Origin of the sequence: Aminobacter sp. MSH1, assembly GCF_003071665.1 — a bacterium.
GTDB lineage: Bacteria > Pseudomonadota > Alphaproteobacteria > Rhizobiales > Rhizobiaceae > Aminobacter > Aminobacter niigataensis.
Map to the genome: position 1 here is coordinate 4,081,907 of NZ_CP026265.1, position 20,143 is coordinate 4,102,049.

Sequence of the window (20,143 nt, forward strand, 5' to 3'; positions counted from 1 at the left end):
CGCCTGCCCTTGGCTTGGTGTTGGTAAATTGAAACGGGGACTAGTTGACGGCGTCGGGCGGCGATCGGCCTTCGAAGAAGGCGGTGAGGTTGTCGATCACCCGCATGCCCATGGCGATACGCGTTTCGTTGGTGGCGCTGCCTAGATGCGGCAACAGCACGACGTCGTCGCGCTCGGTCAGCGAGCGCGGCACCACCGGCTCGGTTTCGAACACATCGAGCCCTGCACCGGCGATGCGCCCTTCGTCGAGCGCATTGACCAGGGCACGTTCGTCGACGACATCACCACGCGCGGTGTTGATCAGGAAGGCAGATTTTTTCATGTTGCCGAGACGACGGCTGTTGATGAGATAGTGGTTTTCGCCACCACCTGGACAATGCAGCGACACGAAATCGGCCACCGCCAGCACGTCGTCGACCGTGGCCAGCTGGCGCGCCGGCATGCCGGGATCGGCAACCGGCTGGCTGTCGTAGAAGACGACGTCCATGCCGAAACCGTAATGGCAGCGCCGTGCCATGGCCTGGCCGATGCGACCCATGCCGATGATGCCGATGGTCTTGCCGGTGACCTGGGTGCCGCAGAGATGGGTCGGCCGCCAGCCGGTCCATTTTCCGGAGCGCAGTTCACGCTCGCCTTCCCGGGCGCGGCGGGCACACATCAACAGCAGCGTCATGGCAAGATCGGCGGTCGCATCGGTAAGCACCGCAGGCGTATTGGTGACCACGACGCCAGCTGTCTTCGCCGCCTCAACGTCGATGTGGTTGTAGCCGACGCCGAAATTACCGAGGATTTTTGCCTGGACACCATCGGTAAACAGCTCGGCGCCAAGCCTGTCCGACACGGTGGGCAGCACCGCATCGGCTTCCTGCAGCGCCAGGCGCAGCTCACTGCGATTGTACGGGCGGTCTGTTTCGTTGAGCCTGACGTCGAACTGGCTAGCCAGCCGCTCCTCGACTTCGAGCGGCCAGCGACGGGTGACGATTACCTTCGGTCTGGTCATCCTGTCCCCTCAAGCCGCGCGGTCTTGCTGCGGCTGCAGATTGCCGGTGACCTCGGCGCGGTACCATTCCTGGGCCGCGGCGACGCCGGAACCGGCTTCGATCTTGGCGCCGGCATCGCGCAACGACATTTCCGCCGAGGCCAACGCCGCCAGGCACATCACTTCGTTGAGATCGCCGAGGTGGCCGATGCGGAAGACACGGCCCGCGACCTTGCTCAGCCCGGCGCCGAATGACGTCCGATACCTGGAGTAGCCGTTGGCGATGACATGCCGCGCATCGATTTCGTCGGGCACGACGATCGCCGAAACGGTGTTCGACCACCACTTCGCTTCCTTGGCGCAGAGCCTGAGCCCCCAGGCATGCACGCCGCGGCGCACGCCCTCCGCGAGGCGATGGTGGCGCGCGATGATGTTGTCGAGCCCTTCGGCAAAGATCAGGTCGAGAGATGCACGCAGCCCATGCAGCAACTGGGTCGGTGGCGTGTAGGGGAAGAAGCCGGTCGACGATGACGCCTTCATGTCTTCAAAGCTGAAATAGCAGCGCTCCATGCGCGATTGCTTGTGCGCTTCGAGTGCCTTTTCGCTCACGGCAAGGATGCCGAGGCCGGCCGGCAGCATCAGACCCTTCTGCGAGCCGGTGACGGCAAGGTCGACGCCCCATTCGTCCATGCGAAAATCGATCGAGCCAATCGAGCTGACGCCATCGACGAACAGCAGGGCGCCATGGCCGGCTGCGTCGAGGGCCGTGCGTACACCGGCGACATCTGACGTGACGCCCGTGGCCGTTTCATTATGCGTGGCAAACACCGCCTTGATACGGCCGTGCTTGTCATCGCTCAGCCGCCGCTGGTATTCCTCGACCGGAATCCCCTCGCCCCACTCGACGTCGATGCAGTCGACCTCGAGGCCCAGCCTCTGGGCCATGTCGACCCACAGATGCGAGAACTGACCGAAGCGCGACATCAGCACGCGGTCGCCGCGGTTCAGCGTATTGGAGATGGCCGCTTCCCAGGCACCCGTGCCTGAGCCGGGATAGATGAAAACGGTACCCGCCTCGGTCTTGAACACCTTCTTGAGATCGGCAAACAGCGGCAGCGTCAATTCCGGATAGTCCGGTGCGCGCATGTCCTGCATCGAGACATTCATCGCCCGTCGAACGGCATCGGGGATGTTCGTCGGTCCAGGCACGAAAAGATGCGTGGTTCCATTCTTCATCGGATGTTCCTCCTGTTTGATGTCGGCGCGCGACGACCTGCGATCGTCCCTCGCATCGGCGCCCGATTGGCGGGCTTGCCTGCACTGGTTCTGGTGGCTCCTCGCGCATAGGCGAACACGACCATCTGGCGTCCGTTCAACATGGCGAGGCACGCGCAAGCATGCGGCTTTGCTGTCGCGGCCAGAGGCCGCGAAGTCCTGCACGCTCATCGCATGCGTCACACGCTCGGTTTCCTGTTCGATGGCCGGGTCAGGTGACATGGCGGGCCGTTACGGCCCGGCTCATCAGTCGCCGGGGCGCAGCCGACGGGCTCCCCGATGTTCGCTGTACCAGGCCAGCGTCTTTTCCCAGCCGCCGAAGGGGAAGAAGTGCAAATGCAGCGGTCCCACCGGTTGCGGATAGCTCGTTGACATTGCTTCAATCACATCGGCCGGATTGCGGTCGGCAATGACGTTGAACAGCCCGCTCGCCGAACGCTTCAGCGCCGCGATCGAAGGCCCTACCCCGCACATCATGGCGAACTTGACCAGCTTGGCCAGGCTGGTCACGCCCGCAAGCCCGACATGCACGGGAAGCCCCGGATATCGTCCATGCAAGCCTCGTGCCCAGGCGCCCATCGCTGCACCATCGAAAGCGAACTGCGAGACGACCCGGGCATCGATGGAGCGGGCATCGCAGATTTCGAGCTTGCGCCGAAGCGCATCCGCGAGATCGGCATCGCCAATATTTGGATGTCCCTCGGGGTAGCCCGCGACAAAGGCCGTACGAATGGTCGAGTCGCGCAGCACGGGATGGGCCAGCAGTTGCGCCGATTCACCCATCGGCCCCGGAAAAAGTGCCGGATTGCCGCCCAGAAACAACGCTTCGGTAATGCCGTTGCGGCTGTGCGCAGCGATGAGATCGACAAAATCCTTCTCGGCCTTGAAGTTGCGCGCGCCGAGATGCGGCACGGCGATGTAGCCCTTTTCCCTGATACGCAGAGCCGCTTCGACCTGCATCGCCTCTGGCTTGCCGGTGAGATGGGTCAGGAACACGCGTGAGCCCAGCGGGAAGTGCGAGACCTCGGGCGCAAAGCTGCGCGCCTGCTCCGGCGCGAGCTCGATCGACATGGCAGGCCCGACAGCACGGGCAGATGGCCTATCGGCAACGGCTTCACTTGTTTCGGTCATGTCTGCCCTTGGTCGATTGCGACCAGCCTGCGGCGTTCGCCGCCATGGCTGGCGCCGCCGATTGTCCAGGGTTGCCGGGCGGAACATGCCGCCCAGCGGTTCTTCAGGGAGGATGCGACGCTTGCCGCGTCAGCCTTTGGCGCGCTTGAGCGACAGGAACGGCAGCTCGATGACGCGCGCATTGACGTCAATCGTCTCGCCGTCCTTGTTCCAGCGCAGTGTCAGCTGCGAGCCAATTTCGGCTGCCTTGCCGCGCAGATGTCCGAAGCCGATCATCTTGCCGATCGACGGTGCCCAGGCGACGCTCGAGGCATGCCCCACTTCAGCTCCGTCATGGAAGGCTGGCACCGGATACCAGCGCACGCGCCGCAGGTTACCCGGCGTGCCGCCGTCGAGGCCCTTGCCGCCGGCAGCCTGCGACCAGTCGATGTCGAGTCCGACGAGTTGGCGGTGGTCGCCCGCTTCCGACATGCGCTGCAGCGCGGCCTTGCCAACGAAGTCGCTCTTGCGCAGATCGATCAGCCGGCCAAGACCCAGATCGTAAGGCGAAGCCCGGAACTTGCCGGCTGCCTGGATACCGGCGCCACCGTGATCGGGGCCGGCGCTGGTGTAGTCGTAGCCGACGATCAGCAGGCCGGCTTCGAGCCGGGCCAAATCGAGCGCCCAGGCACCCGCGGGCAGGATGCCGAAAGGCTGGCCCGCTTCCTGTACCGCATCCCAGACGGCTGCGCCGTCGGCGGCCCTGACCCAGAGCTCGTAGCCGTGCTCGCCGGTGAAGCCCTGGCGCAATATCTCGACCTGCCGGCCGGCGATGGTGACGAAACCGAGCCGCGAAAACGGCAACTCGTCGAAGGCATTGCCGGTCACAGCGCGTAGCACTTCCCGTGAGCGCGGCCCCTGCAGGGTGAGGATGCCATAGTCATCGGTGATGTCGGTCACCACGACGTCGAGGCCCTCGGCATGGCTCTTCCACCAGGTGAAGCCGGGATCGGCCGAAACGCGGAATGTGGCTTCGTCCATGCGGAAAACGAGGCCGTCGCCGACGACGTGGCCGTTCTCGTCGCACCACGGCGCGTAGTAGATCTGGCCGACCTTCAGCTTGGTGATGTCGCGCGGGATCAGGCTGTCCATCAGCCTTTCCGCATCAGGCCCAGTGATGACGTATTTCGACAGCGGCGACATGTCGCCCATGGCGACCCGATTGCGGATCGCAGCCAGTTCCTCGACCATGTCGGAGTAGGCGTCGACGACCATGTTCCTGTCCCAGCGCATCCACAAGGCGTTCTGGTTCAGCGGCGCCGTGCGCTCGACGAACGGCGTACCGCGGAATGCAACCCGGGCATCGGCCGCGGCGGTCAGGCCGGTGATGAATTTGACGTCGTCCATAGAAGTCTTTCCTCCACGCGCCCCACGAGCGGGGCAGCAATTACCGATGTCGATGCGCACCGGTTTCCCCGACACGATCAAATTCACCTCGGCCATGGAAGAATTGGGGCTGGCACATGCCCAGCATTGTTCCATGGCTGCTTTGGCGAGGCCCTTTCAACAGGCCATTTCAATCGCATCTATTGCTGTCGAGATTTTCACGGAGGAACGAAATTCGGAATGCCCGGAGTTGCCGGACGCATACCTGAGGTTCAAGTGGCCGCACGAGTCGCCCAGCGTCCACGAAGATGGTCCGAGACAGGACGCGGCGACCAAAGGCCAACCCTGCCCGGCCGGCGTCTGCCCGTGGGAGAAGTCAGAAAAGATGCCAGATGAGGAAGCGCCAAGGCAAATATGGCTTGCTGATGGGCGGCGCATACGTCAGCTCGCGCCAGAAGCATCCATTCGTCGCACCCGTCCCTAAAGTCGCATTTGGTGAAAGGTTTGGGGTGCCATAAGGCTTACGAAAGCCCCAGCGTTTCCACAGCACGGGATGCGATGAATGCCTGGCGGGCGATCTGCATCAGAAGCAATCACCGCTTCGATCGCCTACACCATTGGACAGCCAGAGGATGTGGACGTCGGCGAGATCATCGTGCGTCCTACTGCCAGCCCTCATTAGGGGGCGCTTCTCCGGCGCTGGGCGATTCTGTCGCGTTTGTGAAACATCACGACAACGAGGATCATTCGCTTCGGATGATCCGCGGTCGGCTTTCTCTCGTCATTCATCGTGCTCGACCGAGCACAAGCGGGCGATAAACCGTAAGGCACACAGATCATCGCGGCTGCCATGGCTTTGGCAATTGTCACGACAGCCATCGATGGTTAGTGAGGTAGGGAGCCGAGCGACAAAGGGAGCACCGAGATACTGATGCCGGACAACAGCTTGCTGACGTTACTTATTGTGCTGCCGTTCCTGGGAAGCCTGGTAACCGTCATGCTGGCATCGACGTCGCGAAACCTCGCCGGTGGCATTGCAGGTGCTGTGGCGCTTGCCTGCCATCTGCTGGCCTGGCTCCTCTATGTCCCCGTCCGGGACAACCAAGTGGTCCACGCGGTGTACGAATGGGTGCCCAGCCTCGGCCTGACCGTGTCGCTGCGGCTGGACGGCTTCGCCTGGCTCTTTGCGCTGCTGGTCAGCGGAATCGGGGTGCTCGTCGTCCTCTACGCCCGCTACTACATGTCGGCGGAAGATCCGGTGCCGCGTTTCTTCTCCTTCTTCCAGGCCTTCATGGGAGCAATGCTCGGCATCGTCGTCTCCGGCAACCTGATCCTGCTGGTCGTGTTCTGGGAGCTGACCAGCATCACCTCCTTCCTGCTCATCGGCTACTGGCACCACAACCAGGCGGCGCGCGACGGCGCCCGCATGTCGCTGACCGTCACTGCGATCGGCGGGCTCGGCCTCCTGGCAGGGGTGATGGTGATCGGGCACATCGTCGGAAGCTACGACCTCGACCGGGTGCTGGCATCCGGCGACCTGATCCGCTCCCACCCGCTCTACGTTCCGGCCTTGCTGCTGGTATTGCTCGGGGCGCTGACCAAGAGCGCCCAGTTTCCGTTCCACTTCTGGCTGCCGAACGCGATGGCCGCGCCAACGCCGGTCTCCGCCTACCTGCATTCGGCCACCATGGTGAAGGCCGGGGTGTTCCTGATGGCACGCCTCTGGCCGGTGCTTTCGGGCACGCCGGAATGGTTCATGATCGTCGGCCTGGCCGGCATGGCCTCGCTCGTCTTCGGCGCATACGTCGCCATGTTCCAGCAGGACCTGAAGGGCCTGCTCGCCTATTCGACCATCAGCCACCTCGGCCTGATCACCCTGCTCCTCAGCCTCGGCAGCCCGCTCGCGCTGGTCGCAGCCATCTTCCACATGATGAACCATGCGACCTTCAAGGCGTCGCTGTTCATGGCGGCCGGCATCATCGACCACGAGACCGGGACGCGCGACCTCAGGAAACTGAGCGGGCTCTTCCGCTTCATGCCCATCACCGGAACGCTAGTGATGGTGGCAAGTGCCGCCATGGCCGGCGTCCCGCTGCTCAACGGCTTCCTGTCGAAGGAGATGTTCTTCGCCGAAGCCGTGGAGACGCATGCCGATTCCTGGCTCGACACTGTGGCGCCCTATGCCGCCGTGCTGGCCAGCGCGCTGGCGGTGACCTATTCGATGCGCCTGATCCACTCGATCTTCCTCGGCAAGCCGCCCGAGAGCTTTCCGCGCGAACCGCACGAGCCACCTTTCTTCATGCGACTTCCGGTCACGCTGCTGGTATTCGCATGCTTGGTGGTCGGCATCGTTCCAGGGCTGACGATCGGACCGTATCTGCATATCGCGGTCACGTCGGTGCTGGGGGCTGCGACGCCGGAATACAGCCTCGCCGTCTGGCACGGCTTCACGGTGCCCCTGATCATGAGCCTGGTCGCACTGGTCGGCGGCGCCCTGCTCTATCTCGTCATCGGCGACTATCTCGAGCGCGCCGAAGGGGTGTTCCTGCTGCGCCGCTTCCAGGCCCAGCGCATCTTCGAGCAGGTCATGGTCACCGTCTCATGGCGGTGGGCCCGCTTCATCGAGACCAATCTCGGCACGCGACGCCTGCAACCGCAGTTGCGCCTGCTTGTGTTCGTTGCATTCGCCGCGGCCCTGCTTTCGCTGTTCGGCAGCGACATCGGGCTGGCGCCGGTGCAGTTGGCAGGCACGGACTGGGTTTTCACCGGCATGTGGGCCGTGGGCGTGACCTGTGCGATTGCGGCCGCCCACCAGGCCAAATTCCATCGCCTGGCAGCGCTTGCCCTGCTCGGCGGCACAGGCCTCGTCACCTGCATGACCTTCGTCTGGCTGTCGGCCCCCGACCTCGCGGTGACGCAGCTGGTCGTCGAGATCGTGACGACCATTCTCATCCTGCTCGGCCTGCGCTGGCTGCCGAAGCGCTCGCAGGCGCTCAGCGAACCGCTGGGGCCGATGGCGCGCCTGCGCCGCCTGCGCGACCTGACGATGGCCGTCGCCGCAGGCTTGGGCATGACCGTCATCGCCTATGCTGTGATGACACGCCCGGCTCCCGACACCATCGCCGATTTCTTCCTCGAGAAGGCCTACAGCGAGGGCGGCGGACGCAACGTGGTCAATGTGATCCTCGTCGATTTCCGCGGCTTCGACACGCTCGGCGAGATCACCGTGCTCGGCATCGTGGCGCTCACGGTGTTTGCGCTGCTGCGCCGGTTCCGGCCCGCACCCGACAGCGTCGAGCGGCCGGAACAGCAGCGCATCCAAGGCGCTTATGACGAGGCACAGCCGGATCGCCAGGCGGGCGCAACCGCCGCCGACTACCTGTTCGTGCCGTCGGTGATCATGCAGTGGATGTTCCCTGTCATCATCATGTTCTCGGCCTATCTGTTCCTGCGCGGCCACGATTCGCCGGGCGGCGGCTTCGCCGCCGGCGTGGCAATGGCTGCCGGCTTCATCCTGCAGTACATGGCGGCGGGAACCATCTGGGTGGAGGACAGGCTGCGCATCCTGCCGGTGACCTGGATCGGCGGCGGCCTGCTCCTGGCCCTTTCCACAGGAATCGGCGCCTGGGTGTTCGGCAAGCCCTTCCTGACCTCACACGCGCAGTATGTCGACCTGCCTCTCATCGGCAAGATACCGCTGGCGACGGCGGCACTGTTCGACCTCGGCGTGCTGACGCTGGTCGTTGGTGCGACCGTGCTGATGCTCATTGCGCTTGCCCACCAATCCGTCCGCAGGCTGCGGGCTTCGCGCATCGAGGAGCAGCCGTGATGGAACTGACGCTCGCAATCGCCATCGGCTGCTTGACGGGATCGGGTGTGTGGCTGCTGCTGCGTCCGCGCACCTACCAGGTTGTCATCGGGCTTTCGCTGCTGTCCTATGCCGTGAACCTCTTCATCTTCAGCATGGGCAGGCTTCGCGTCGGGGCCGCGCCCGTGCTGGACGGCAGCGGCGCCGTCAATCCAGCAGACTATGCGGATCCGATCCCGCAAGCCCTGGTGCTGACGGCCATCGTGATCGGCTTTGCCACCACGGCACTATTCCTCGTCGTGCTGCTCGCCGCGCGCGGCCTGACCGGCAGCGACCATGTCGACGGGCGGGAGCCATGATGGGTTTCTCGCAGCACCTCCTGATCCTGCCGATCCTGCTGCCGATGGCCGCGGGAGCAATCCTGCTGTTGTTCGAAGAGCGGCGCCACAGCCTTAAAGCCGGCATCAACATCGCCGCCACGGCCCTACTCCTGGGCCTGGCTTTCGCACTACTCCGCCTCGCCGACACCGGAGATGCGGCAGGCGGTGCTGTGACACACACGTATCGGCTGGGCGACTGGGCCCCGCCGTTCGGCATCGTGCTGGTCCTCGATCGGCTGTCGGCCCTGATGCTGGTGCTGGCCTCGGTGCTTGCCGCCGCAACGCTGGTCTTCTCCTTGGCGCGCTGGCACAAGGCGGGCCCGCATTTCCACACCCTGTTCCAGTTCCTGCTGATGGGCGTGAACGGTGCCTTCCTCACAGGCGACCTTTTTAATCTCTTCGTCTTCTTCGAGGTCCTGCTGGCTGCCTCCTACGGCCTGATGCTGCATGGTTCGGGCGCCTTCCGTGTACGCGCCGGCCTGCACTACATCGCCATCAACCTGGCTGCTTCGCTGCTGTTCCTGATCGGCGTCAGCCTGATCTACGGCGTGACCGGCACCCTCAACATGGCCGACCTTGCCATGCGCATCCCCGAGGTCGCGCCGGAAAACCAGGCCTTGCTCGCAGCAGGCGCCGCCGTTCTCGGGATCGCGTTCCTCGTCAAAGCCGGCATGTGGCCCCTGTGTTTCTGGCTGCCGTCGGCCTATATGGCGGCCTCGGCGCCGGCATCGGCGCTCTTTGCCATCCTGAGCAAGGTTGGCTTCTATGTGCTGCTGCGGCTCACCTTGCTGTTGTTCGGCGCCGATGCTGGCCCGCTCGCCGGCTTCGGCAGCCAGGTGCTGTTGATCGGTGGCATGGCGACGATCGCCTTCGGCGCGTTCGGCGTGCTCGCATCACAATCGCTTGGCCGGCTCGCCGGATACAGCATTCTGGTGTCGTCCGGCACTCTGCTCGCCGCCGTTGGACTTGGCGACCAGGCCGTGGTCTCCGGCGCAATGTTCTATGTCGTTAGTTCGACGATCACCGTCAGCGCGCTGTTCCTGATCATCGAGCTCGTGGAGCGGGCGCAGGAGCCTGCCGCAAACCTTCTGACTGTCACCATGGAAGCCTATGGAGACGATATCGAACCCGAAGAGGAGGACGAGGAAGAAGTCGGCGTGGTGATGCCGGGAGCGCTTGCGATCCTTGGCGTCTGCTTCGGCTGCCTTGGCCTGCTGCTCGCTGGCCTGCCGCCTCTGTCCGGCTTCATCGGCAAATTCGCGCTGATCAATGCCATCTTCAATCCCCAAGGTCTCGGCACTGCGGCCGGCGGTCCGGATAGCATCGGATGGATCCTTACGGCGCTTCTGATCCTGTCGGGTCTTGCCGCCCTGCTCGCCATGATGCGAACCGGCATCCGCACCTTCTGGGCACCATTGGAGGTCATCGTGCCCAGGGTGCTGGTGGTCGAGATCGTGCCGATCATCCTGCTCATCGGGCTTTGCTTCCTGCTGACGGTCCAGGCCGGGGCTGTCATGCGCTACACCGATGCCGCAGCGCAGGCGCTGCACGAACCGCGTTCCTACATCGAAGGCGTTCTGCCCGGATCCGAGTCGGCAAGCGGGGTGTCGACACAATGAGACGCATCCTGCCGTATCCCGTTCTCACCGCATCGCTCGTCATCGTATGGATGCTGCTCAACGCATTTTCCCTGGGCCATTTCCTGCTCGGACTGGTCGTGGCGATCGGTGCCTCGCGTGCCATGATGCAGCTTGAGCCGTCCAAGCCGCGTCTGCGGCGCTGGCAGCTCATCCCGTATTTGTGCGGCATCGTCCTGCTGGACATCGCGCGCTCCAACATTGCCGTCGCCACCATCATCCTCCAGGGTGGCCGGCGCGGTCGCACTGCGGGTTTTGTTTCGATCCCGCTCGACCTTCGCGACCGTACCGGGCTTGCAGTACTTGCCTGCATCGTGACCAGCACGCCCGGCACCGCCTGGGTGGAATACAATTCTGCTTCGGGCGTCCTGCTCATCCATGTCCTCGACCTCGTCGACGAGCAGGAATGGATCGACCTGATCAAGACACGCTACGAAGCGACCCTGCGGGAGATTTTCGAATGACCTCCGCCATCCTCGCCTGGTCGGTGACCGCAGCCCAGCTCATGCTGGTCGCCGCCATGTCCTGCAACACCTACCGGCTCATTGTTGGGCCGCGCGCCCAGGATCGCGTGCTCTGCCTGGACGCGCTCTATGTCAACGCAATGCTGCTGGTTCTGACCTTCGGCATCCGCACCGGCAATGCGCTCTATTTCGAGGCGGCGCTGGTGATCTCGCTGCTCGGCTTCATCTCGACCGTGGCTCTTGCCAAGTTCCTGATGCGTGGCGAGGTGATCGAATGACCCATGCCGAAAACCTGCCCGCATGGGCGGCACTTCTGGTGGCGTTGCTGGTGCTGGCCGGTGCCGGCCTGACCCTGATCGGGGCGATCGGCACGCTGCGTTTCCGCAGCTTCTTCGAACGGGTCCACGCGCCGACCTTGGGCACGAGCTGGGGCACGGGCGCGATCGTGCTCGCATCGATGATCCTGTTTTCGGTGCTCGGTTCGCGACCGGTGCTGCACGAAATCCTCATCGGCGTGTTCATCAGCATCACCACGCCGGTGACGCTGATGCTGCTTGCACGCGCGGCACTCTATCGCGACCGTTCGGAAGGCGGTTCCGAGGAGCCGCCGGATCATCTCGCCGACACGCCGGATGGGCGATAACCATCGTTCACCACTGGGTGCTCGATCGAGGATTGGGTGTATCTGTAGCGTAAACGGAACTCCCGGGACTGTTGCCCGTTAAAGCTTACCGGAATTCGAAGCGGCGGGCGTTGATGACTACCAGTGAACATCTACTCGGCCCGCTGCCTGCCGCAGCCTACACGACCGATGCAAACGGTCGGATCACCTACTTCAATGATGCGGCAGCCGAGCTCTGGGGGCACACACCCGAAATCGGCAAAGATGAATGGTGCGGTTCCTGGCGACTCAGGACGGCCGACGGCGAGCCCCTCGCGCATAGCGACTGCCCGATGGCGCTGGCGCTCAGGGAAGGCCGGGCAATCCGCGGTGCCGAAGCGATCGCCGAGCGGCCCGACGGAACGCTCGTGCCGTTCCTGGCATTCCCCGCACCGCTGCGCGACGCATCGGGCAACGTCACGGGCGCCATCAACCTGCTGATCGACATCTCGGTGCAAAAGCAGGCGGAAGTGCAGACGATGCGCCTGGCGTCGATCGTCGAATCTTCGGACGATGCCATCATCAGCAAGAACCTGTGTGGCATCATCGAGAGCTGGAACGCCAGCGCGACGCGGCTTTTCGGCTACTCTGCGGACGAGGCCATCGGAAAGCACATCATGATGCTGATCCCTGCCGACCGGCGGGACGAGGAAGACCTCATCATCGGCAAAGTCCGGAAGGGCGAGCGCGTCGACCATTTCGACACGATCAGAAGGCGCAAGGACGGCCGGGAGGTGGCGATTTCGCTGACCGTCTCACCCGTGCGCAGCCCCTCCGGCAAGGTCATCGGCGCCTCCAAGATCGCCAGGGACGTCACCGAGCGCAAAGAAAGCGAAAACCGCATCCGCATGCTGATGCGTGAGGTCAACCATCGCGTGAAGAACCAGTTCGCCGTGATCCTTTCGATGATCCGCGAGACTGGCAAACACACGACGACGATTGCCGAGTTCGAAAAGCAGATCCGCAACCGCATCATGGCACTGTCGCGGTCCCAGGACCTGCTCGTCGACGGCGACTGGCGCGGCGCGAACCTCGCCGACCTGGTCGATAACCAGATCCGGCCATTCGCGGCAGAGCATCGTGTCAAGATCTCGGGGGAGCCGATCATCCTGTCGACCGTCGCAGTCCAGAACCTCGGCATGGCGTTTCACGAACTCGCCACCAATTCGGCCAAGCATGGCGCGCTTTCGTCGCCCGGCGGGACCGTCGAGGTCGGCTGGACAACGTCCGGTCGCTTCCGCCTGACCTGGAAGGAAAGCAATGGGCCGACGGTCGAAAAGGCGTCGCGAGCCGGCTTCGGCAAGATCGTGCTCGAGCGGATCGCGCCGCTGGCACTGAGCGGCGTCGGTCATCTCAACTTTGAACCGAATGGCATCACCTGGACGCTGGACGCACCTGTCGACCTGATCCGGAACGCCGCCCCGTAGCCGCCCTACCCAACCAGACAAGCAGCCCCAACTGCTGCCTGGTTCAAATCTCGGGAACCGGATCGACGAGCAGCGGCCCGCTGTGCAGATAACGTGTCGTCTTGCGCTTCGATGCAATATCCGTCCACACCCGCCCGACCTGCTCCACAGTCAGGCCCGTAGCACGACCGACTTCTTCTGCCGGCACGCCATGATTGAGCCCGTAGAGGCACAGGTCCATGCGGTCATAGGGCAAGGAGAAATAGAACTCCTCCTGCGTCTGCTGCAGCGAATAGGTGTCGGTCGTCGGCGGCCGCCGACGGATTTCCTCCGGCACGCCGAGGCACTCCGCAAGCTGGTAGACCTGCGACTTGTAAAGATGCGCGATCGGCTTGACGTCGGCGGCGCCGTCGCCGTTCTTGACGAAGAAGCCCTGGTCGTATTCCAGCCGGTTCGGCGTGCCGATCACCGCATAGTTGAGACGATCGGCGTGGAAATACTCGACCTGCTTGCGCGTACGCTGCTTCATGTTGGTGGACGCGACAATGCCGAGATAGACCTGCGGCGGCATGCGCAGCTTGGTCTGCTTGCCGTCGGGATCCTGCACCACCAGCGAAGAGATGTTGTAGCCTTCGTTGGTCAGCGCGTTGGCAATCACGATCTTGCAGGCCCAGCCGGGCCCGTATTCGGGCACAAGCTGGCGGATGAAGGCGTCGCGGCGCTCATAGCATCCCATCGCCTTCAGGGTCGGACCGATATTCTCGACAACCGCCGCGATGCCGAAGGTTTCAGCGACAAGGCTCCCTAGTCGCAGGCTCTCCGGGTCGGAATCGTCTTCCGGCATGAACAGGGCGAACACGTTCTTGGCCCCGACCGCACGTACCGCCAGGGCAGCGCTGACACTGGAATCGACGCCACCGGACAGGCCCAGGACAAGCCCTCGCCGGCGCAGCGTGCCGGTCAACTGGTTGCGCAGGGCCGCCGCAATCCTTGCGGCTTCGGCCTCGGGATCGATCGCCAGCGTCGCTGCGCTGAAGCTTCCGGCTTGGGCCACAGTCATGTTCATCCCGTCGGTTCCATGGATTCGGCGGCCAGACGCCGGCTCACCTTGCCAGTGTCGGTCCTCGGCAACTCGGATCGAAACTCGATGATTTTCGGTACCATGAAATCCTCGAGATGCGCCTGGCAGTGGCGCAGGATTTCACGCTGGGTCACGCCGGGATCGGACAGCACGACGAGCGCTCCGATGGCATGGCCGAGAATGGGGTCCGGCACGCCGATCACCACGGCCTCGGCAATGCCGGGACAGGCGTGCAGCACGGCCTCGACCTCCTTGGGCGCGACCTTTTCGCCGCGCGTCTTGATGATGTCGTCCTTGCGCCCGACAAAATAGAGGAAACCCTCAGCATCACGGCTAAACAGGTCGCCGGTGTAGAGCAGCTTTTCCCACGGATTTTTCCCCGGGCGCAGCATGCGGTTTGTCGCTTCTTCGTTCTCCCAATAGCCCTGCATGACATGTGGCCCGCGGATCACCAGTTCACCCGGCGTGCCGGGCGGTGCCGGATTGCCGTCGTCGTCGAGCACGAAGGCTTCCGTGTTGGGGATGGCGATGCCGACCGAACCGGGGCGCCGGTCGAGTTCCGCCGGCGGCAGGTAGGTGCAGCGCTTGCACTCGGTCAGGCCGTACATCGAGTAGAGCCTGACCCCGGTGAAGAGCTCACGCAGCCTGGCTATATGCGCGGGCGGCAGCGCCGCCGCCGTGTTGGTGACATAACGCAGGCTCGGCAGGAACCCCGGCTTGATGTCGCGCATCTGCAGGATCAGCGCGGCCATCGTCGGAACGAGCGGGAAGCCGGTGACGCTTTCGGCGCGAATGACATCGAAGATCGCCTGCGGAAACGAAAAAGACTTTTCGAGCACCAGCGTCGCGCCCATCTTGACCGACATGATCAACTGGTAGAGGCCGTAGTCGAAGGCCAGCGGCAGCACGTTGAGGATGATGTCGTCGGGCGTGTTTTCAAGATAGGTGGTGATCGAGCCGGCCGCAGCCTCGATGTTGCGGTGGGTCATCATCACGCCCTTGGGCCGGCCCGTCGAACCCGAGGTGTAGATCAGCATGGCAAGGTCGACATCTATGCCGCCATGGTTGGCCGGCGGAGCGTCACTTGCGAGGCATTGCTCGAACGAGACAGCCCCCTTCGGTGCAACACCCCCGGCTGCGGTCGAGACCACCAGCAAGTCGTTGTCGCGTGCGGCCAGCGCCTCGCTGACGACGGGCAAAAGCCTGGCCTGGGTCAGCACGGCACGCGCGCGGCAGTTGCCGATGATGAAGTCGAGCTTGTCAGCCTTGGTCGACGGGTTGATCGGGCTGAAGACCGCTCCCGCCTTGGCAATGGCGAAGACCAACACCGCGGCTTCCCAGCAATTGTCCATGAAGACCAGCACGCGGTCGCCGCGTCCGATGCCGCGATCGCCAAGCGCTGCGGCAAGCCGATCAGACAGGCTGTCGAGTTCGGCATAGGACAGGCGCGCGTCGCGCGCAATCAGAGCAATCTTGTCGCCCCGCAAGCGCGCGCTGTCGCGCAAGAATTGCTCCAGTCGCATTGCCCCTCTCCCAACGCCCTCAGGCGGCGCCTGCTGCCTGCTCCGCGGGCTGCGCCTTTGCCGTCTTGGTCTCGATGAAGGCCGCGATACGCACCAGCGAGTCGAGATTGGCGGGAACGATGTCGGAATCCGCCATCTCGAGCCCGAACTGATCCTCGATGAAGGTGACAAGTTCAAGCACGCCGGTGGAATCGACCACGCCGCTTTCGATCAGCGAGACGTCATCGTCCAATGCATAGGAAGTATCCCCGAACAGGAAATTTTCGATGATGAAGGCTTTGACGGTGTCCTTGATCTGCTGCGTCATGCTCTCTTCCTCTGGTCCATCCTCAGGCAGCCACGGTGGCGCCCGCCCTCTTCCCGGCAAATGACCGGTTCCACAACTGCGTCGACAGGATGCCGACGAAGGCGGCATTGTCGCGGAAACCGGTCACCGGCTGATGCCGGCACTTTTCCGTCAGCTTCCGTACCGTCGAAACGTCAAAGAATCCCGAATCCGCGATCGCTTCCGGGCTCATCGCCTCGCGCATCCACTCCTGTTCGCCTGCGCCGACGAAAGACTGCGAATCCGGGGCGCGGTAAGGCTGCTTGACCCGCCGGCCGATCGACGCCGGCAGGAGGTCCTTGGTCGCTTCCCGCAGGATGTGCTTTTCCACCAGCCCCTTGAGCTTCATCGAAGGCGGCAGCCGGCTGGCAAACTCCACCAGGCGATGATCGAGGAACGGGAAGCGCCCCTCGATGCCATGCGCCATCGCCATGCGGTCGCCCTGGCTCGACAGGATGTAGCCCGGCAGCAGGTAGCGGCTTTCGAGATATTGCGCCTGGTGCAACGGGTGCCAGCGGGAGAACCGCTCCGGCAGGGACGCAGCAAGTTCGGCGGCAGCATCGTATGGAGCAAGCCTGGCGCGCAGGTCGGCCGAGAAGAACAGCTTTGCCGCCGCGGTGTTGCGCATCCGGGGACGATGCGAATAGAGCGGGTCGTCGAGGCTGTCCTTGCCGGCGCCGAAGAACGCCGCGAGATAGGCCGCCGACTGTTTCTGCAGCCCGGGCAGATAGGGATAGAGCTTGCGGAAAAGATGCGGCCTGCCTGTCGAACCAGGCTGCCGGTCGCAGAACCGCCGCACAAGCGTCTCCTTGAAGATGTCGTAGCCGGCGAAGACCTCGTCGGCCCCTTCGCCCGTCAGCACGACCTTGATGCCCCTGGCGCGGACAAGGCCGGACAGCTGGTAGAGCGGCGCCGGCGCCGTGCGGATGACCGGCCTTTCAGTGGCATCGATCACTTTGGGGAACACCGACGCGATGTCGCCCGGTCCGACATTTACCGCGCTATGATGCGAACCGATGGCAAGGGCCATTTCCTCCTGGAATTCGCTTTCGTCATGCTCGGCACTGTCGAACGTCACCGAAAAGGTGCGCAGCCCTCCTGCCGCCATCGGTGCGGCGAGCGCCGAGACGATCGAGGAATCCAGGCCGCCCGAGAGGTAGGAGCCGACCGTCACGTCGGCGCGCATGCGTATGCACGTCGCATCGGTCAGCAGCGCCCTGAGTTCCTCCGCCGCGCGGACTTCGTCACGCGGTTCGCGGCTCGCTTCGGCGTCGGGGAAATCGAGCCGCCAGTACGGACGCGTGGCAAGCCCGCCCTTGTCGGCGATCATGATGTGCGCGGGCTCGAGCTCGTAGACGTTCTTGAACGCCGTACGCGGGGCGATCGGCGCCCAGAGCGTGAATATCTGGTCGAGCGCAATCTCGTCGAGCTCGGCCGCAGAGCCGGGAACCTGCAGCAACGCCTTTACTTCGGAGGCGAAATACAAGGTGCCGCGCACTTCGGTGTAGAAGAGCGGCCGCACGCCCATCCTGTCACGGGCAAAGAACATGCGCTGGCGCGACGCGTCCCAGATAGCGAAGGCGAAGTCGCCGTTCATCACATCGACGCAATCGGGGCCCATCTCTTCATAGAGATGCAAGATCACCTCGGTGTCGCTTCCGGTTCGGAATCGACGCCCTCGCGCCTTCAGTTCGTCGCGCAACTCGACATAGTTGAATATCTCGCCGTTGAAGGCGATGTGGAGATCGCCCGAGGCACTGGCCATCGGCTGCTGCCCGTCGCCAAGTCCGACGACCGACAGGCGCGCGTGGCCAAGCCCGGCCCCGGGTGAAACATACACGCCTTGCTCGTCAGGTCCCCGGTGCGCGATGCTGTCGGTCATCCGGCGCAGCAACTTTTCAGCTGCAGCGGGCTCGACATCGCCAAGGTACCCAACAAATCCACACATACGCCAAACCCTGATCCGCTAGCGCGACGAACGCACTTGCTATAGCGCAGGTTAATCAATGATAGGAAAGCACACTTCGGTTCCCAAGACACATCACAATGGCGACAGTCTTGGCCTTCCGGGCGCTCGACATCCCAGGAACGAAGCCTCACCATGTAAGCAATTGTATGAACAAGTCATGTTGATGGTCATCCTTGCCGGCGAATGCATTGATCAGTTGACGATCTTGGCCGCAGCAGGTTGTGATGGACGTCGCGAAAGACTTGGCGAGGGCAACAATGCATATCGTTAAGGGCGACGGCGACAATATTCGCCTCCACCGCTTCATGGGGGTCGAACTGGAGCTTGGACCCGGCGTGCTCGTGCCGCGCGAGGAGACCGAGATATTGGGCAATGCCGCGATCGCTATCCTGGGCGGACGCGCGGCAGGCGCGCGCGTGATCGACATGTGTTGCGGCTCAGGCAATTTGGGCCTGGCGGTCGCCAGCAAGGTACCAAGCGCCGAGGTCTGGAGCGCCGATCTGACGGACGCAACCGTGGCGGTAGCCCGGCGAAACGTCAAGCGACTTGGGCTGGCCGATCGGGTGACAATTGCACAAGGCGACCTGTTCGGTGCGTTTGACGGGCTCGGTCTCGCCGGAACCGTGGACCTCGTCATCTGCAACCCGCCCTACATTTCGTCTGCCCGACTGGAGGGCGAACGCAGCGAGTTGCTCGCGTCCGAGCCGCGCGAAGCCTTCGATGGCGGCCCCTACGGCCTGTCGATCCACCAGCGGCTGATCCGCGATGCGGTGGCATTCCTCAAGCCGGGGGGATGGCTGGCGTTCGAATTCGGCGAAGGCCAGGACCGCCAGGTCGCGGCTTTGGTTGCCAGGGGGCGCGCCTACGCGCCAGTGGAGTTCGCCACCGACGCAGCACGGTTGCCGCGCGTGGCGATCGCCCGGAAGCTCGCCCCAGCGTGAACCGAATTCGAATATCGAAACCCTTCCTAGATATTTCCACCCTAAGCCATTGCTGTCGCGAAATGACCGAGGCTTCGCCCGATGCCTGAAATTCGTCCATTGCAGGCCGACGACCTCCCAGTCGTCGCCGACATGTTCCAGCGCGTGCTGCGCAAACGACGCACGCCGACGCCTGCGTCGCTGGCCGGCTACCTCCAGCGCCTCTATCTCGATGCCACCGACGGCAACGCCGGATCGCCGTCGCTTGTCCACGTCGCCGACAACGGTCGCGTTTCAGGCTTCGTCGGCGTTACGTCGCTGCCCATGCGCTTTGCGGAAACCAGGCTGAACGCCTCGATCTGCGGGTCGCTGATGGTCGACGAGGACCAGCGCAACGACCTTTCCGGGGCCAGGCTTCTCAAGGCATTCCTTGCCGGGCCGCAGGACATTTCCTTCAGCGAGACGGCAAGCGATGTCACCGCCAACATGTGGACGACGCTGCGCGGCACGATCCTGCCGCAATACAGCCTCGACTGGATCAAGGTCATCAAACCCGCGAGCTTCACCGTCGCGGGGGCCAAAGCCCGCGTACCGATCGCCCGTTTTGCCGCACCAATTGCCCGTGCCGCGGACGCCGGCCTGCGGCTCCGTCGCAGCGGCGAGTTCTCGCGCTGGTTCGGTGCCCGCGACGCCGCGGCGACACTCGGTCGCTACAAGGTCTCCGACATCGACCAGGACGGATTTTCAAGGCTGCTCGGCAAATTCACGTCAAGGTTCGCGGTCCATCCGGAATGGAACGATGCCTTGCTCTCGCGCATCATGGCGGACGCCTCGGCCAAGAAGGACTTCGGTGCGGCTATCCGATGCACCGTGTCGACCCGAACCGGTGCCGTCATCGGCGCCTTCATGTATTTTGGGCAGGCTGGCGAAATAGGCCACGTCCTCCAGGTCTTGGCCCTGCCCGGCCAGGCCGGAGCAGTGATCGATTGCCTGATTGCTCATGCGGCAACAGCGGGCCTCGCAGCCGTCAGGGGACGAACCCAGCCTGCATTGCTGGAAGCGATGCTCGGTCGACAAATAATCTTCATCAACGTCAATTCGACCGTGGTGCACGCCCGCGATCCGGAACTCGTCCGGCAGTTCCAGGCCGGCAACGGCTTCTTCAACGGGTTGGTGGGCGAACACTGGAGCCGGATATTCGGCGACAGGTTCGACTGAA

The 20,143-nt window shown here is 63.8% G+C and carries 18 protein-coding genes and 1 pseudogene; 11 read left to right on the forward strand and 8 right to left on the reverse strand.

The window, feature by feature from the left end:
• Nucleotides 1-40: 40 nt before the first annotated feature.
• The 4 genes from CO731_RS20185 to CO731_RS20200 form a co-directional block, all read right to left on the reverse strand.
• Nucleotides 41-1,000 (reverse strand): D-glycerate dehydrogenase, encoded by a 960-nt coding sequence (locus tag CO731_RS20185; protein ID WP_108608545.1) that lies wholly within the window; start codon nucleotides 998-1,000, stop codon nucleotides 41-43.
• Between the two features lie 9 nt (nucleotides 1,001-1,009).
• Nucleotides 1,010-2,215, reverse strand: a complete 1,206-nt coding sequence (locus CO731_RS20190) for an aminotransferase class V-fold PLP-dependent enzyme (RefSeq protein WP_108608546.1) — start codon at nucleotides 2,213-2,215, stop codon at nucleotides 1,010-1,012.
• A gap of 285 nt (nucleotides 2,216-2,500) precedes the next feature.
• Complete coding sequence (locus CO731_RS20195; RefSeq protein ID WP_108608547.1) at nucleotides 2,501-3,385, reverse strand: methylenetetrahydrofolate reductase; 885 nt, start codon at nucleotides 3,383-3,385, stop codon at nucleotides 2,501-2,503.
• A gap of 129 nt (nucleotides 3,386-3,514) precedes the next feature.
• Nucleotides 3,515-4,771, reverse strand: a complete 1,257-nt coding sequence (locus tag CO731_RS20200; protein WP_108608548.1) for an aminomethyltransferase family protein — start codon at nucleotides 4,769-4,771, stop codon at nucleotides 3,515-3,517.
• Nucleotides 4,772-4,817: 46 nt separating this feature from the next.
• Between CO731_RS20200 and CO731_RS20205 the strand changes: the two genes are divergently transcribed.
• The 9 genes and pseudogenes from CO731_RS20205 (at nucleotide 4,818) to CO731_RS20240 (ending at nucleotide 13,127) form a co-directional block, all read left to right on the forward strand.
• Nucleotides 4,818-5,234 carry a hypothetical protein gene (locus tag CO731_RS20205; RefSeq protein WP_108608549.1) on the forward strand — a complete coding sequence of 139 codons (417 nt, stop codon included), beginning with the start codon at nucleotides 4,818-4,820 and terminating at the stop codon, nucleotides 5,232-5,234.
• A 41-nt stretch (nucleotides 5,235-5,275) separates the two neighbouring features.
• A pseudogene (locus CO731_RS29360) lies at nucleotides 5,276-5,432 on the forward strand (oxidoreductase); the annotation flags it as partial.
• 249 nt (nucleotides 5,433-5,681) lie between these two features.
• Entirely contained in the window at nucleotides 5,682-8,579 is a 2,898-nt protein-coding gene (locus CO731_RS20210) for a monovalent cation/H+ antiporter subunit A (protein ID WP_108608550.1), read from the forward strand.
• Nucleotides 8,579-8,917 (forward strand): Na+/H+ antiporter subunit C, encoded by a 339-nt coding sequence (locus CO731_RS20215; protein ID WP_108608551.1) that lies wholly within the window; start codon nucleotides 8,579-8,581, stop codon nucleotides 8,915-8,917. Before CO731_RS20210 ends, CO731_RS20215 begins: the two co-directional genes overlap by 1 nt.
• A complete protein-coding gene (locus tag CO731_RS20220; RefSeq protein WP_108608552.1) occupies nucleotides 8,914-10,557 on the forward strand; it encodes a monovalent cation/H+ antiporter subunit D in 1,644 nt (547 codons plus the stop codon). Before CO731_RS20215 ends, CO731_RS20220 begins: the two co-directional genes overlap by 4 nt.
• Nucleotides 10,554-11,039, forward strand: coding sequence for a Na+/H+ antiporter subunit E (locus tag CO731_RS20225; protein ID WP_108608553.1), 486 nt, complete (start codon nucleotides 10,554-10,556; stop codon nucleotides 11,037-11,039). Before CO731_RS20220 ends, CO731_RS20225 begins: the two co-directional genes overlap by 4 nt.
• Nucleotides 11,036-11,317 carry a K+/H+ antiporter subunit F gene (locus tag CO731_RS20230; protein ID WP_108608554.1) on the forward strand — a complete coding sequence of 94 codons (282 nt, stop codon included), beginning with the start codon at nucleotides 11,036-11,038 and terminating at the stop codon, nucleotides 11,315-11,317. Before CO731_RS20225 ends, CO731_RS20230 begins: the two co-directional genes overlap by 4 nt.
• Nucleotides 11,314-11,682 carry a monovalent cation/H(+) antiporter subunit G gene (mnhG, locus tag CO731_RS20235; RefSeq protein WP_108608555.1) on the forward strand — a complete coding sequence of 123 codons (369 nt, stop codon included), beginning with the start codon at nucleotides 11,314-11,316 and terminating at the stop codon, nucleotides 11,680-11,682. Before CO731_RS20230 ends, mnhG begins: the two co-directional genes overlap by 4 nt.
• 113 nt (nucleotides 11,683-11,795) lie before the next feature.
• A complete protein-coding gene (locus CO731_RS20240) occupies nucleotides 11,796-13,127 on the forward strand; it encodes a PAS domain S-box protein (RefSeq protein ID WP_108608556.1) in 1,332 nt (443 codons plus the stop codon).
• Nucleotides 13,128-13,170: 43 nt separating this feature from the next.
• Here CO731_RS20240 and nadE read toward each other — a convergent pair whose 3' ends face one another.
• Genes nadE through asnB form a run of 4 tightly spaced genes read right to left on the reverse strand, consistent with a single transcriptional unit; the run spans nucleotide 13,171 to nucleotide 17,983 of the window.
• On the reverse strand, nucleotides 13,171-14,172 hold the full coding sequence (gene nadE / locus CO731_RS20245) for an NAD(+) synthase (RefSeq protein WP_108608557.1): 1,002 nt from the start codon (nucleotides 14,170-14,172) through the stop codon (nucleotides 13,171-13,173).
• Nucleotides 14,169-15,710: an AMP-binding protein gene (locus CO731_RS20250; protein WP_108608558.1), complete on the reverse strand. Its 1,542-nt coding sequence runs from the start codon at nucleotides 15,708-15,710 to the stop codon at nucleotides 14,169-14,171. The genes nadE and CO731_RS20250 overlap by 4 nt, the downstream gene beginning before the upstream one ends.
• Before the next feature lie 19 nt (nucleotides 15,711-15,729).
• Nucleotides 15,730-16,017: an acyl carrier protein gene (locus CO731_RS20255; protein ID WP_108608559.1), complete on the reverse strand. Its 288-nt coding sequence runs from the start codon at nucleotides 16,015-16,017 to the stop codon at nucleotides 15,730-15,732.
• Nucleotides 16,018-16,039: 22 nt separating this feature from the next.
• Nucleotides 16,040-17,983: an asparagine synthase (glutamine-hydrolyzing) gene (gene asnB / locus CO731_RS20260; RefSeq protein WP_108608560.1), complete on the reverse strand. Its 1,944-nt coding sequence runs from the start codon at nucleotides 17,981-17,983 to the stop codon at nucleotides 16,040-16,042.
• 278 nt (nucleotides 17,984-18,261) lie between these two features.
• Between asnB and CO731_RS20265 the strand changes: the two genes are divergently transcribed.
• Together CO731_RS20265 and CO731_RS20270 are read left to right on the forward strand one after the other, a co-directional pair.
• On the forward strand, nucleotides 18,262-18,945 hold the full coding sequence (locus CO731_RS20265) for a HemK/PrmC family methyltransferase (protein ID WP_108608561.1): 684 nt from the start codon (nucleotides 18,262-18,264) through the stop codon (nucleotides 18,943-18,945).
• Nucleotides 18,946-19,026: 81 nt separating this feature from the next.
• A complete protein-coding gene (locus tag CO731_RS20270; protein WP_108608562.1) occupies nucleotides 19,027-20,142 on the forward strand; it encodes a hypothetical protein in 1,116 nt (371 codons plus the stop codon).
• The last annotated feature ends 1 nt before the right edge of the window (nucleotide 20,143 follow it).